The following is a 14,254-nucleotide window of genomic DNA, read 5'->3' on the forward strand; positions in this document are numbered from 1 at the left end:
CCATGTTTCTCATCCGAACAGCTTTTTGGCTCATGATCATTATCCTGCTGTTGCCGACCGATTCTCGGCAGCAAAGCGATGTCTATGGTACCGCGCAAGCCGCCGTGAAGGATGTCACGGGATTCTGTGAGCGCAACCCAGACGCTTGCGCAAAGGGCATGAACATCTTCAGCATGCTCGTGCAAAAGGCGCAGTTCGGCGCCCATATGCTCGTCGGTTTCTTCCAGGAGCAGTCGGCGGGTACCAGCGACCAGACCGAAGCCTTCGCTCCTGCGCTCGATCCTGCAAGCGAAGGCCGCGCGCCTGCAGCCGATCCCATCAGCTGGGATCCTTTTGTTGGGCCGGAATCTCGGACGCAGGACACACTCAATCCTGACGATCTTGAAGTCGATTGGGGCGGAACGGCTGAGGCCGGCGCCTAGTCATTCAAATAGGTCCAGCGCCAAGCTTCGCCGGCCGTATCGAACGTGTAGAGCAGTGTACGCTGCCTGCAACGCGCAGCTGGGAAGGTTGCCCCCTTTCCTTCTCAGCTGCGCCTATCATTCTCCCAAGCCGGCTCGCGGCCCTGGCCATTACGGCCTATATTCAGTCAATGGACCAGCGAGCACCCGACGTGAGCCACTTTTGCCCCTCGCCCAGCTTCGAGGAGATCCTGGCCGATTTCGAGCTCCTCGAAGATTGGGAGGATCGGTACCGTTACGTGATCGAGCTCGGGCGCAAGCTGCAGCCACTGCCGGATGCCGAGCGCACGGCCGCCAACAAGGTGCAAGGTTGCGCGAGCCAGGTCTGGCTCTCCACTCATTTGGAATCCGACGGCGGAAAGCCGCGGCTGACTTTTCTTGGCGACAGCGACGCCCATATCGTGCGCGGCCTCATCGCCATCCTTTTCACGATCTACTCGGGCAAAGCGGCGGACGAGATCGTTGAGATCGACGCACTTCGCGTCCTCGAGCGCCTGCATCTGAAGGAGCACCTGACCCCGCAACGATCGAACGGCTTAATTGCGATGGTGGAGCGCATTCGCGCGGAGGCCGCCAAGGCGCTCAGGAGCAGCGCTTCGCTTCACTGATTGCCCTTGCCACGCCACAGCTCGCAGCCCCGACGCCGCAAGGGTCGCTCGTCATTTTGAGGAAGCTGTGTCGTGCGCTGAGGGCTGAACGGCGCCGCGGGCTCGCGGCCATTGGAGCTATGATCTCAACCGGCACTTGGGCCTGTGGAGTGCTTACAGGGCGGAGCTTGCGTCTCTGCCTTGCGTTGAAGGGGAGAGACTCAGCAGCAATGCGCGCGTTGCGCCTGAGCGCGCAGATTAGATCGGAGAGCAGCATAGTGCATCACCGGAGTTCCCTTGCGCAATTGAACACTGCCGCTGGGCCCTGCGACGTCGAGGCACAAAATCGTATCCACGAGGGCCCCGTCGCTGGAAAAGGGCAACCTCAGCCAAAACAAAATGACATGGTCCCGCTCACTGACTGGCCCCTGCACGACACCGTGGGCGGGGAGCCCTTGCTCTACGACACGACTGTGGATGCGACCCCAATATTCGCCCTGGGTGCCTGAGAAAACATCAGCGACCCGCTTACCGGTGATCTCGCAGCCATAGACGCTGTAGAGCTGGGTGCCCGCAAGCCTGAACGAGGCTTGGTCGATGCCCTCGCGCACATCGATGAGACCAATATGGGGCAGCAATCTCGGGACGCTTAGCGGGTCAAAATCGGTGCGTGCCGGCATCGACCGAGGGCCAGCGGACAAACACCAATAGTCGAAAAGTTCGCGCTGGCCGTGCGTCACCAATTGGGCTCGAAAAGCTCGGCCGGACATCGTTGGGCTCCCCCGCCGCGAGTCTATATGGCTCGCGAATCGCCTCCATGCCTCCGACTATGAGTCCTGGATTCAGCACTTGCAAGCTGGAAAGCCGGATTCGCTAAGAATCACAATGGCTTGTGCCGGAGCTTCCGGCGATCTACTCGATCTGGGAGTCTTCTACCCCGCTAGACGCGGCCCGGCCGCACACACGACGGAGGGCCTACTTGCGGCGCTGGCCGAGCCCCATGCGCTTGGCGAGATCGGAACGTGCCGCGGCGTAATTCGGTGCAACCATCGGGTAATCGTGCGGCAGGCCCCACTTCTCGCGGTATTCTTCCGGCGATAGATCGTAATGCGTGCGAAGATGGCGCTTCAGAGATTTGAACTTCTTCCCGTCTTCGAGGCAGATAATATATTCCGGAGTAATCGATTTCTTCACGGGGATAGCAGGCTTGAGCTCTTCCCTGGTCGGAACGCCCGAGGCTGACGATGCCTTGCTCAACGCGTCGAAGACGTTGTGAATCACGGCGGGAAGGTCTGTTGCCACCACTGTGTTGTTGCTGACATAGGCCGAGACGATTTCAGCGGTGAGCTCTACCAGCTCGTTTTTTTCGAGGTTCGCTTCCATGAGTGCCTCCTTGATTCCTGCCTAGTCCTCGAGATCACCAACCGCCGTGCTTATTCGTAGGCGCTGAAGCGTCTCCGAGTCCCACGAGACTGTTGAGTCGCCTGATTACGCCGTTTTTGTGACGTGAGTTACAGTGATTTATCAACTAGAAAATGTGCACCCCGAAGCTAAGCTCGATTCAATTACCTTCTTTAGCACTTTGGGAGCGAACTGCAACACGCCTCTTCTAAGGAAGACTACGGATTTTGCACACCGATTGCGTTCCGCAGTCTCATATACTCAGCATACGGTGCCAAGACCGTCGTTGGCTAATGCTCAGCAACTGATGAAATCTGGGGACCATTATATGAGAGGGAATAACCCCTCCACGAAAGTTCAAGCCATGACCAAAACGAGCGACAACGCAAAGCAGGCCATGCCCGAGATCACTGGAGCGGATCTCGAGCGCATCAATAGGATAGCGTTGCCGCTGGCGACCGGTGTTCGGTCCGGCAACGACAGGGCTAATGATCCCGACATGCATGGAAACCAATCTAACGCGGGCATTCAGGCTCCGCGCGCCCAACGCCAACCGCTCATCTCGACACATCACGGGATTGCGCGCACCGACGACTATGCCTGGCTTCGCGCCTCGAACTGGCAAGATGTCATGCGCGATCCAACCCTGCTCGATCGGAACATCAAAAGCCATCTCGAAGCGGAGAACGCTTATACGGCCGCCATCGTGGCCGACACGGAGCAACTCCAGGAGGCGCTTTTTCAGGAGATGAAGGGACGCATCAAGGAAGACGACTCGAGCGTCCCGGCTCCCGACGGTGGCTATTCCTATTACGCGCGCTTCGTTACCGGCGGGCAGCACCCCCTATTTTGTCGTAGGCCCCGCGACGGTGGCGAGGAACGGATCCTCCTCGACGGTAATGCCCTTGCCGCGGACCACGCCTACTTCCGTATCGCCGGCGTGGCGCACAGCCCCGACCACAGACTGATAGCCTATGCCGTTGATACCAAAGGTTCCGAATTCTATGGCGTCCGGGTCATTGACGCCGAGAGCGGCGCGCTCGTCGATCAGCGGATCACGAACTCCAACGGCAATCTGCAGTGGGCGGCGGACAGCAAGACCTTGCTCTATGTTTGGCTCGACGAAGAGCATCGCCCAAGGCGTGTCGTGGGCCGAACGCTCGGGACCGACGCCACCGACACCGTGATTCATGAGCAGCCTGATCCCGGCTACTTCTTGGGCATCGACGCGACTCAAAGCCACCGCTTCCTGCTCCTGAGCGTGCACGATCATGAGACTGCGGAAATCAGCCTCATCGATGCCGCGGCGCCCTTTGCACCACCCCGCCTCGTCGCCCCGCGCGAAGCCGAACACGATTATTCCGTTGATCACCACGGCCGCCGCCTCATCATCCGCACCAATTCCGGCGGCGCAGAAGACTACCGCATCGTGGAAGCACCCATCGACACGCCAGGGCGCGAGCACTGGGCGGAGATCGAACCGCACCGTGAGGGACGTCTCATTCTGGATGTGGTCTCTTACCGCGATTATCTGGTGCGGCTCGAGCGCGAAGACGGCCTGCCGCGCATCGTGATCCGCCGCTTCTCCGACGGCGAAGAGCATGAGATTGCGTTCGCCGAAGAAGCCTATTCGCTCGGCATCTCGCCCGGCTACGAATACGACACTACGACGCTGCGCTTCAACTATTCCTCGATGACCACGCCGGCGCAAGTCTTCGACTACGATATGAGCACGCGCACGCGGGTCCTTCGTAAGACTCAGGAAATTCCGAGCGGCCACGATCCATCGTCTTATGTGACGAGACGGGTGATGGCACCCGCCCAGGATGGCGAGACGGTTCCCGTATCCCTCCTTTACCGCAAGGACACGGCCCTCGACCGCACCGCGCCTCTTCTGCTGTACGGGTATGGCGCCTACGGCATCAGCATTCCGGCTGGATTTTCCACTAATGCGCTTAGCCTGGTCGACCGAGGCTTCGTCTATGCCATCGCCCATGTCCGCGGCGGAAAGGATAAGGGCTATCACTGGTACACGGACGGGAAGCGCGAGAAGAAGCCGAACACATTTACCGACTTCATCGCCGCGGGCGACTTTCTCGCGCGCGAAGGCTTCACCAGCAAAGGCCACATTGTCGCCCAAGGTGGCAGCGCTGGCGGCATGCTCATGGGCGCGGTGGCAAACCTGGCGCCGGAGCTTTTTCTCGGTGTCATCGCCGAGGTGCCCTTTGTCGATGTGCTGACCACCATGCTCGACACCACGCTTCCGCTGACACCGCCGGAGTGGCCCGAGTGGGGCAACCCCATCGAAAGTGCCGAAGCCTATCGGACCATCGCCGCCTACTCGCCTTACGACAATGTTGCTGCTCACCCCTACCCGCACATTCTTGCGCTGGCGGGTTTGACCGACCCCCGCGTCACCTATTGGGAGCCGGCGAAATGGATCGCGAAGCTGCGCGACCTCGCGGCAGGCGATGCGCTGCTGCTGCTGCGCACAAACATGGAAGCCGGACACGCCGGCGCCTCCGGTCGCTTCGATCGGCTGAAAGAGGTGGCCCTTGCCTATGCCTTCGCGCTGAAGATCACCAACAAGGCTTGCGTTTAATGGAACTGGCCGAGCTCGCATTCGCGGCTTAGCCTTTCCACCTCTAGTCGGTGCGACGCCACCTATGCGACAGTGGCGTTCGCAGTTTCAAAACCGTTGAGCCAACCCATGTTGCTTTCCCGCGAAAAGTCCCAACTCCTCATTGTCGATGTCCAGGGCAATCTGCTCGCAGCCATCGACGGCAAGGACTGGGTTTTGGAGCGCTGCCAGCGCCTTCTCCGCGCCGCACGCGCGCTCAACATTCCCGTCACGGTGTCCGAGCAATATCCCAAAGGGCTCGGTCCCACCGTCGATCCGCTTCGCGATCTTCTCGGCAACGCGGATGTCGTCCTCGAAAAGATCGAGTTTTCTTGCGTCAAGAATGAAGCGCTGCGAGAGCGGCTCCACGAATTGCGGCGGCAGGGACGCTCGCAAGTCGTCATCGCCGGCATAGAGGCCCATGTCTGCGTGACACAAACCGCCATCGATCTCGAGGCGCAGGGCTTCGAGGCCTTCGTCGTCGCCGACGCCGTCGGCTCACGCGCCAAAGAGAGTCGCAAGCTTGCCATCGCCAGGCTGGGCAGATCCGGCGCCGATGTTGTCAACAGCGATATGGTGATCTTCGAGTGGCTAGAGCGGGCCGGAACGCCGGAGTTCAAGGAACTTCACCCTCTGGTGAAATAGCTTGGCCGATCGTTTGCGAAGCTGAACGGAAGCTGCAAAACCGGTTCAGCCGGCGTTCAGCCGAGCGCAGGCAAATTCTAAAGCGTCAGATCCCTGTACTGATGTAGCAAACCTTCCTCGGCACCGGGCGCGGGATTCAGGGGTCCCGCGTCCACCCCTTCACCAAATCATCGCTCGTTCGGAGCGGCGCGCGGCGGGTCCGGCCCCGCCGAGCCTGCCTTGCCTCACGCGGTGGGAACTATTAGCTTCCCGCTGGCTTTTCTTACATTCCCAATACAAGTGGAGGCTGCCTTGGCATTCGAACTCCCCCCATTGCCTTACGATTATGATGCGCTTCAGCCCCACATGTCGGCTGAGACGCTCCAGTATCACCACGACAAGCACCACCAGGCCTATGTCGACACGCTGAACAAGCTGCTGCCGGGATCGGGTTTCGAGGGCAAAAGCCTCGAGGACATCGTGAAAGAGAGCTACGGCAAGAACCAACCGATCTTCAACAACGCCGGTCAGCACTTCAATCACACCCATTTCTGGCGGTGGATGAAGAAAGGCGGCGGCGGCAAGAAACTTCCCGCGAAGCTGCAGACGATGATCGACAAAGATCTCGGCGGCTATGACAAATTCCGCAACGACTTCATCGAAGCCGGCAAGGGCCAGTTCGGCTCAGGTTGGGCTTGGCTAACGCTGAAGGACGGCAAGCTCGAAGTGACGAAGACGCCGAACGGAGAGAACCCGCTCGTTCACGGCGGTTGGCCGCTGCTCGGCGTCGACGTTTGGGAACACTCTTATTACATCGACTACCGCAACGCCCGGCCAAAATATCTCGAGGCCTTCGTAGACAATCTCATCAACTGGGACCATGTCGAAGAGATGCTAGAGAAGGCGTCGAGTTAGCGGCGCACCACACGGCTAAAACAAGAAATGGCCGGGTTGCACCCGGCCATTTTGATTCGCAGGCTGATTGAGCCGATCTCCCCAACCGATTCAGGTCTCAGCGGATTCCCGTGAATCCCCCACCGCTGCTTCCGCGCTTTATCCCGCCGAATGGGCCGCGCTTGATGGCATCGGCCACGCCGTCCTTTATTGCTTTTTCCGCCATTCGGGTTGCCGCAGGCACGACAGACTTGACGAGCTGCTTGCCAAGCGTCGTCCAAAACCCATCGCTGCGCGATGCACCGCCGGTCTTCTTCTGTGCAACTTTCTCTTCAGCCTGCCCTGCTTGGGCCTCTGCACGTTCGGCCGTCCTGTTCGCTAGAATCTCATAGGCAGACTCGCGGTCCATGGCCTCATCGTACTCCCCGCGCACTGGGCTTGCCTTGATCACCGCCTTGCGCTCGCCCTCGGTGATTGGACCGACGCGTGCATTCGGCGGTTTGATGAGAGTGTGCTCGACCATGGTCGGCTGCCCCTTGGGATCGAGAGTCGAGACCAGCGCCTCGCCGATGCCGAGCTGCATAATCGCCTGTTCGGTGTCGATCTCCGGATTCTTGCGGAAGGTCTGCGCCGCTGCCCTCACCGCCTTCTGCTCCGCGGGCGTGAAGGCGCGCAAGGCGTGCTGGATGCGGTTGCCAAGCTGACGCGACACCGTGTCGGGAATGTCGAGCGGATTTTGCGTCACGAAATAAACCCCGACCCCCTTTGACCGGATCAGCCGGACGACCTGCTCGACCTTCTCCAGCAGCGCCTTGGGTGCATCCTTGAACAGGAGATGCGCCTCGTCGAAGAAGAAAACCAAGTTCGGTTTGTCCGGATCGCCGACCTCGGGCATTTCCTCGAAAAGCTCAGAGAGCAGAAACAGCAGAAAGGTCGCGTAGAGCCTGGGCGAGTCCATCAATCTGTCGGCGGCGAGGATGCTGATATAGCCACGGCCGTCCCGCGCGGTCCGCATCAGGTCGGTGATCTTCAGCGCCGGCTCGCCGAAGAAATGATTGGCGCCCTGCTGCTCCAGCACCAGCAAGGAGCGCTGAATTGAGCCGACAGAGGCCTTGGCGATGTTTCCGTATTTCGTGGTGAGCGTGTCTGCGCGCGCGGCGAGGTCCTCCAGAAGGGCTTGGAGATCCTTGAGATCGATCAGCGGCAGCTTCTCCTCGTCGGCGATCCTGAACGCGACGTTGAGTACGCCCTCTTGCGTATCGTTCAGGTTCATGAGGCGGGAGATCAGCAGCGGCCCCAGCTCCGAGACCGTTGCCCGGATCGGATGACCGCTTTCGCCAAAGAGATCCCAGAAGATCACGGGATAGGCCTGATAGTGGACTGTATAGTCGATCTCTTTGGCGCGCGCCTCAATCCAGGGTTTCGACTCCCCGGTCTCTGCTATCCCTGAGAGGTCGCCCTTCACGTCGGCGCAGAAGACCGGAACGCCCTGATCGGAAAAGGCTTCCGCCAAACCCTGGAGCGTGACGGTCTTGCCGGTCCCCGTCGCCCCCGTGATCAGGCCATGACGATTGGCGAGCCGCAGAAGGATGAATTCGGGTTTGACGCTTTGGCCGATATAGATCGACTCTGCCGGGGCTAGCGCCGCTGTCTCGCCATCTCCTTTGGTCCCTTTCGCCGGTGCGGCTTTGCGCTTCGCCATGGTGCCTCCCTCTACTCCCGGTTCCGCTTACTCTAGTGGCTGGCGCGGTATCGGCAAAGGCGCCTCGACACGTCGCTCCATGAGGACGTCTCCATCGCTTGGTATGGCGCTTCCCCTCGTGCTAGGACGAGATGGAGCTTAGGTCTTGATAGCAATGGCGGAACTCTCTTTTGGGCACGACTTTCCTCCTTCCGGCGAGGCCGAATGGCAGGCGCTTGTCGAACAGGCGCTCAAGGGCGCCCCGTTTAGCTCGCTGAAATCGTACAGTCTTGATGGCATCGTTATCGAGCCACTTTACGCGCGTGCCTCGGACGCGCACCCACTACCGCGCCGCATGGCGGCGGGGCCATGGGGGGTCATGCAGCGGGTCGAGCTTCCCGATTCCCTTGCCGCGAATAAGCAAATCCTTGAGGACTTGAACAACGCCGCCACCGGGCTCGTACTCGTGTTTGACGGCGCGATCGGCGACTACGGCAATGCCTTGCAGCCGACACCCGACACGATCGCGCAGTCGCTGGAAGGGGTCTATCTCGATGCAGGCGTTGCGATCGAGCTCGACCTCGGACCCGCCTGCAAAGACACAACCTTCATGCTCGCCAATCTGGTGAAAGCGCGAGGAACGTCGCCCGGCAGCGCCAATATCCGATTCGGGCTCGCACCCTTGAGCGTCCTCGCCGCGAATGGCCGGAACTCGGCCGCGTGGGACGCCATGGGCCCGCTCTTCGCCGCGCTCGTCACCGAGTTGAAGGACCAGGGCTTCGCGGGGCCCTTCGCCGCCGGCGACGGCCGGCCTGTCCACGCCGCGGGGGGCTCCGAGGCGCAGGAGCTCGCTTTCGCGCTTGCGACCGCTGTTTCGTATCTGCGTGCTTTGGAAGCCGGTGGCATGGATCTCGATGCGGCACGGGAGGCGATCTACTTCCGTCTCGCCGCAGATCAGGATCAATTCTTCACGGTCGCCAAGTTCCGCGCCCTGCGCAAACTCTGGGCTCGGATCGAGGCTGCTTGCGGTCTTCAGCCGCGCCCCAAGTTCATCGCGGCGGAAACCGCCTGGCGCATGATGACGAAGCGCGATCCCCACAGCAACATTGTGCGCAGCACGATCGCGAGCCTTGCCGCAGCGGTCGGCGGTGCGGACGCCATCACGGTGCTGCCGTTCACCGCCGCCATCGGATTACCTGACGGCTTCGCCAGGCGCATCGCGCGCAATACCCAGACCATCCTCATCGAAGAGTCGAACCTGCATCGCGTCGTGGACCCTGCCGCTGGCGCCGGCGCCATCGAAGCGCTGACCGATGCGCTTTGCCTTGCAGCTTGGAGCCTCTTCCAGGAGATCGAGCAGGCCGGCGGTGCAGCCGAAGCGTTGAACACGGGTCTCATTCAGCGCCAGGTGGCGAAGGTCCGCGGCGAGCGCGAAGCCAGGGTGGCGCGGCGCGAGGACGTTCTGATCGGCACCAGCGACTTTCCCGACCTCGCCGAACGGCCCGCCAGCATTCTTGAAAGCTCGCCGCGGCAGCAACCGGCAACTCCACCGGAGATGGTCGAGCCTCTCAATCGAATGCGTCTCGCCGAGGCCTTCGAGGCCTTGCGAGATGCGAGCAATGCGAAACTTGTAGGCAGTGGCCAACGTCCCAAAGTCTTTCTCGCCTGCCTCGGCAGGCCGGCGGACTTCAGTGCCCGCGCAGGTTTCGCCAAGAACCTGTTCGAATCTGGCGGCATCGAGGCTCTTGTGCCGCAAGGTGCTCAGACCATCGATGACATCGTAACCTCATTCAGGGCGTCCGGCGCCGGCCTCGCCTGCCTCTGCTCGTCTGACAAAGTTTATGCCGCCGAAGCAGAGCCCACAGCGAAGGCCCTGAAGGCGGCGGGCGCGACGCGCCTCTATCTCGCTGGCAAGCCGCGCGGCAACGAGGCAGACTTGAAGGCTGCCGGCATAGAGACATTCCTGTCTCAAGGCTGTGATACGCTTGCCGTGTTGCGAGCAGCCATGAACATTAAGGTAGAGCGGCCATGACCCGCATACCGGCCTTCAGCACCGTCGCCTTCCAGGACGCCACATGCGAAGTTTCAACTTCGGCGGATGCCCCGGCATGGGCAACGCCGGAAGGCATCGCGGTGAAGCCTGCCTACGATTCCAGCGATCTCAGCCAACTGGAATTTCTCGACGGCGTCCCAGGCCTGCCGCCTTTCGTGCGCGGCCCTTATCCTACGATGTATGTGCAGCGGCCCTGGACCATCCGCCAATATGCCGGCTTCTCCACCGCTGAAGACTCCAACGCTTTCTACCGCCGCAACCTCGCTGCCGGCCAGCAAGGCGTCTCCGTCGCCTTCGATCTCGCTACGCATCGCGGTTATGATTCCGACCACCCCCGCGTCACCGGCGATGTCGGCATGGCAGGTGTCGCGATCGACTCCATCTACGACATGCGCACGCTGTTCAACGGCATCCCGCTCGACAGCGTGTCGGTATCCATGACCATGAACGGCGCGGTGCTGCCAGTGCTCGCGCTCTTCATTGTCGCCGGCGAAGAGCAGGGCGTACCGCCGGAACAGCTTTCAGGAACGATCCAGAACGACATCCTGAAAGAGTTCATGGTGCGCAACACCTATATCTACCCGCCCGCGCCCTCGATGCGGATCGTGTCCGACATTTTCGCCTACGCTAGCAAGAACATGCCCAAGTTCAATTCCATTTCCATTTCCGGCTATCACATGCAGGAAGCCGGAGCGACCGCGGACCTCGAGCTCGCCTATACGCTCGCCGACGGCATCGAATATGTGCGCGCCGGTGTGAAGGCCGGACTCGATGTCGATGCTTTCGCGCCGCGACTTTCCTTTTTTTGGGCCATCGGCATGAACTTCTTCATGGAGATCGCCAAGATGCGCGCCGCGCGGCTGCTCTGGGCGCAGCTCATGCAAGAGTTTAAGCCGCAGGATCCGCGCTCTTACACGCTGCGCACGCATTGCCAGACGAGCGGCTGGAGTCTCGCCGCACAAGATGTCTTCAACAATGTCGTGCGCACCTGCGTCGAAGCGATGGCGGCAACGCAAGGCCATACGCAGTCGCTGCATACGAACGCGCTGGACGAAGCGCTGGCGCTGCCGACGGATTTTTCGGCGCGAATTGCCCGCAACACCCAGCTCATTCTACAGCAGGAGTCCGGGACGACTCGCACCATCGATCCCTGGGGCGGTTGCTTCTTTGTCGAGCGCCTCACGGCCGATCTCGCCAAGCGCGCGATGCAGCACATCGAGGAAGTCGAGAAGATCGGGGGCATGGCGCGGGCCATCGAGGCCGGTATCCCGAAGCGCAATATCGAACAGGCGGCAACCGCCACCCAAGGCCGCATCGACTCCGGCCGCCAGACGATCGTCGGCGTCAATAAATACCGGCCGGGCAGCGACGCGGAGATCGACATTCTGAAGGTCGACAATCGCGATGTGCGCCGTCAGCAGTTGGAAAAACTCGCGCGCCTTAGGGCCGAGCGCGACGAAGCCGAGGTGCAATGCGCCCTCGACGCCTTGACCCAGTTTGCTGAAACCGGCACGGAAAACCTTTTGGAGGCCGCTGTCGCAGCCGCCCGTGTTAAGGCGACGGTAGGCGAGATATCCTATGCACTGGAGAAGGTGTATGGCCGCCACCGGGCCGACGTTTCGGCGGTGACGGGCGTCTATAAAGCGGAGATGGGGCTTATGGACGGAAGCATGAGCCGGCTCAACGATCTGATCGAGCGTTTCGAAGAGGATCAGGGCCGCCGCCCGCGCATTTTGGTGGCGAAGATGGGTCAGGATGGCCACGACCGCGGGCAGAAGGTTATCGCCTCGGCCTTTGCCGATCTTGGCTTCGATGTCGATATCGGGCCCCTGTTCCAGACACCAGAGGAAGCCGCGCGCCAAGCCGTCGAAAACGACGTGCATATTGTCGGCGTGTCGTCGCTCGCCGCCGGCCATCTGACGCTCGTGCCAGCCTTGCGCGAGGCACTCGAAGCCGAGGGTCGCGGCGACATCATGGTCGTAGTCGGCGGCGTCATTCCGCCCCAGGATTACCCCGCCCTCTACGAAGGCGGCGCCAAGGCAATCTTCGGCCCGGGCACGCCAATTGCAGATGCGGGGATGGACATCTTGCAGAAGCTGCTCACCGGCGCCGGCGCCAAGCAAGCCGCGGAATAGGTTGGTCTGCGTAACTGCAAGACTTACGCCTTGCGCTGTGCCGCGTTTGCCCCTACCCCGCTCGCCATGGGCGGCAACGCGAAATCCCAGATCGACATCGATGCCACGGTCAAGAGCGTCCGCAGCGGTGACCGTGTCGCGCTCGCCCGCGCCATCACCCTGGTCGAGAGCCAAAGGCCCGACGATCATCATCGCGCGCAGGGATTGCTCGACCGTCTCCTTCCCGACACCGGCAAAGCGATCCGGGTTGGCATCAGCGGCGTCCCCGGTGCCGGCAAATCCACGTTGATCGATCAGCTCGGTCTCAACCTCGTCGCACAAGGCCACAAGGTCGCCGTGCTCGCCGTCGATCCAACGTCCAGCCGCAGCGGCGGCTCCATTCTCGGCGACAAGACCCGCATGGGCCGCCTCGCGATGGAGGCCAATGCCTTCATCCGCCCCTCCCCGGCCGGCGACAGCCTCGGCGGCGTGACCAAGACGACGCGCGAGACGATCGCGCTCGTCGAAGCTGCAGGTTATGACGTGGTGCTGGTCGAGACGGTGGGCGTCGGGCAATCCGAGACGGCCGTGTCGAACATGGTCGACGTCTTTGTTGTCGTCGGCCTGCCCGGCGCAGGCGATGAGTTGCAAGGCATCAAGCGCGGTCTCCTGGAGCTCGCCGACGTCATTGCCGTCAACAAAGCCGAAGGCGACAATGTCGATCGCGCCAACCGCGCCGCCATGGAGTATCGCACCGCGCTGCACATTCTCGCCGCGGGTCAACAAAACTGGTCGCCGGTCGTACTTACGGTGTCGGCGCGCGACAATCTCGGTCTCGATGAACTATGGACGAAGGTTCTGGAACGGCATGAATCGTTGCGGGAGTCCGGTGCATTGCTGAAGCGCCGCAGTGCACAGGCCGTTGCCTGGATGCGCGAGATCTTCGAGCAGCGCCTTCTAGCGTCCTTTAAGGGCAGCCGCCAAGCCGCGAAACAATGGACGCAGCTTGAGGACAACGTTCGCGCCGGCGATATGACTCCGGCCGCTGCCGCCCTTGAACTCAGCCGACTCGTAGGCGTCAAGGACTCCGAATAGACTAAGTGTGAAGGAGGCGGGCGACCGTTCACGGCATGACCGAGCTTCGCGTACTCCTCACAGGATTCGGCCCCTTCCCCGGCACGCCTGACAATTCGTCCGCTTGGCTTGCTGACTCTTTCGCGACAAGGACAGGCGAACGTTCATACCAACTGCATGCCGAGGTCTTGCCCACCGAATGGGATGCCGTTGCCCGCATACTTCCCAGCCTTCTCGATACTTTGAAGTCGGACATTGCCCTGCATTTTGGCGTCAGTCCGCGCACCTCCAGTTTTCGCATCGAGCGCTTCGCGCATAACGAAATGAGGGCTCGAGCAGACGCCGCGGGCATGGTTCCTGATCGAAGCACGATTGTCGCTGGCGGCGCGATCCGTCTCGCAACGCGGCTCCCTGCGAGCGACCTTGCCGGCCACCTCTGCGGCTGCGGCATGCGCGCCTCGCCATCTGGGTGCGCCGGCCGTTATCTCTGTAACTTTCTTTACTATCTTTCGCTGGATTGGGCCGCACGGCAGGAAAGTCCTTGTCTTGCGGCTTTCGTCCACATGCCGCCGCTCCCGGCGGATGGCGGGCCTTTCAGCGAAGTGGAGCTTTTGCGCGCGGCCGAGCAGATTTTGGGTTTTTTGGTCGCCTTCGCGAGCGAGCGGGACCGCACAATAATGCTACAAGCTCGAAGTGGTCCCGAGCTTGCCGCTTGGAATGCTTCCGCAGCGAAAGGTTTTTGAAG

The 14,254-nt window shown here is 61.4% G+C and carries 12 protein-coding genes; 9 read left to right on the top strand and 3 right to left on the bottom strand.

Annotated elements, in window-relative coordinates; genetic code table 11:
- The coding region (locus ACR2J1_RS09405) for a DUF5330 domain-containing protein (protein ID WP_434019067.1) at positions 1-422 on the top strand (422 nt) is incomplete at its 5' end.
- A gap of 191 nt (positions 423-613) precedes the next feature.
- Complete coding sequence (locus ACR2J1_RS09410) at positions 614-1,069, top strand: SufE family protein (RefSeq protein ID WP_434019068.1); 456 nt, start codon at positions 614-616, stop codon at positions 1,067-1,069.
- Positions 1,070-1,269: 200 nt separating this feature from the next.
- Here the strand turns inward: ACR2J1_RS09410 and ACR2J1_RS09415 are convergent, their stop codons facing one another.
- Together ACR2J1_RS09415 and ACR2J1_RS09420 are read right to left on the bottom strand one after the other, a co-directional pair.
- The gene (locus ACR2J1_RS09415) at positions 1,270-1,818 is read right to left on the bottom strand and encodes a PAS domain-containing protein (RefSeq protein WP_434019069.1); all 549 of its coding nucleotides are present in this window, start codon (positions 1,816-1,818) and stop codon (positions 1,270-1,272) included.
- A 205-nt stretch (positions 1,819-2,023) separates the two neighbouring features.
- Positions 2,024-2,431 carry a MucR family transcriptional regulator gene (locus ACR2J1_RS09420; protein ID WP_434019070.1) on the bottom strand — a complete coding sequence of 136 codons (408 nt, stop codon included), beginning with the start codon at positions 2,429-2,431 and terminating at the stop codon, positions 2,024-2,026.
- Between the two features lie 517 nt (positions 2,432-2,948).
- Here ACR2J1_RS09420 and ACR2J1_RS09425 point away from each other — a divergent pair.
- From ACR2J1_RS09425 to ACR2J1_RS09435, 3 genes are all read left to right on the top strand, one after another.
- Complete coding sequence (locus ACR2J1_RS09425) at positions 2,949-5,051, top strand: S9 family peptidase (protein WP_434019104.1); 2,103 nt, start codon at positions 2,949-2,951, stop codon at positions 5,049-5,051.
- A 108-nt stretch (positions 5,052-5,159) separates the two neighbouring features.
- Positions 5,160-5,714 carry a hydrolase gene (locus ACR2J1_RS09430; RefSeq protein WP_434019071.1) on the top strand — a complete coding sequence of 185 codons (555 nt, stop codon included), beginning with the start codon at positions 5,160-5,162 and terminating at the stop codon, positions 5,712-5,714.
- Between the two features lie 291 nt (positions 5,715-6,005).
- On the top strand, positions 6,006-6,608 hold the full coding sequence (locus ACR2J1_RS09435) for a superoxide dismutase (protein WP_434019072.1): 603 nt from the start codon (positions 6,006-6,008) through the stop codon (positions 6,606-6,608).
- Positions 6,609-6,705: 97 nt separating this feature from the next.
- Here the strand turns inward: ACR2J1_RS09435 and ACR2J1_RS09440 are convergent, their stop codons facing one another.
- Positions 6,706-8,289 carry a helicase HerA-like domain-containing protein gene (locus ACR2J1_RS09440; RefSeq protein ID WP_434019073.1) on the bottom strand — a complete coding sequence of 528 codons (1,584 nt, stop codon included), beginning with the start codon at positions 8,287-8,289 and terminating at the stop codon, positions 6,706-6,708.
- A 154-nt stretch (positions 8,290-8,443) separates the two neighbouring features.
- On the opposite strand from ACR2J1_RS09440, the gene ACR2J1_RS09445 reads away from it, so the two are divergent.
- The 4 genes from ACR2J1_RS09445 to ACR2J1_RS09460 all read left to right on the top strand — a co-directional run bounded on the left by ACR2J1_RS09445 (position 8,444) and on the right by ACR2J1_RS09460 (position 14,252).
- A complete protein-coding gene (locus ACR2J1_RS09445; RefSeq protein ID WP_434019074.1) occupies positions 8,444-10,300 on the top strand; it encodes a methylmalonyl-CoA mutase family protein in 1,857 nt (618 codons plus the stop codon).
- Entirely contained in the window at positions 10,297-12,456 is a 2,160-nt protein-coding gene (gene scpA, locus ACR2J1_RS09450; RefSeq protein ID WP_434019075.1) for a methylmalonyl-CoA mutase, read from the top strand. The genes ACR2J1_RS09445 and scpA overlap by 4 nt, the downstream gene beginning before the upstream one ends.
- A 66-nt stretch (positions 12,457-12,522) precedes the next feature.
- Positions 12,523-13,530: a methylmalonyl Co-A mutase-associated GTPase MeaB gene (meaB, locus tag ACR2J1_RS09455; protein ID WP_434019105.1), complete on the top strand. Its 1,008-nt coding sequence runs from the start codon at positions 12,523-12,525 to the stop codon at positions 13,528-13,530.
- A gap of 35 nt (positions 13,531-13,565) precedes the next feature.
- Positions 13,566-14,252 (top strand): pyroglutamyl-peptidase I, encoded by a 687-nt coding sequence (locus ACR2J1_RS09460; protein ID WP_434019076.1) that lies wholly within the window; start codon positions 13,566-13,568, stop codon positions 14,250-14,252.
- Positions 14,253-14,254: the final 2 nt, after the last annotated feature.

Origin of the sequence: Methyloceanibacter sp. (genome assembly GCF_050999895.1) — a bacterium.
Lineage (GTDB): Bacteria > Pseudomonadota > Alphaproteobacteria > Rhizobiales > Methyloligellaceae > Methyloceanibacter.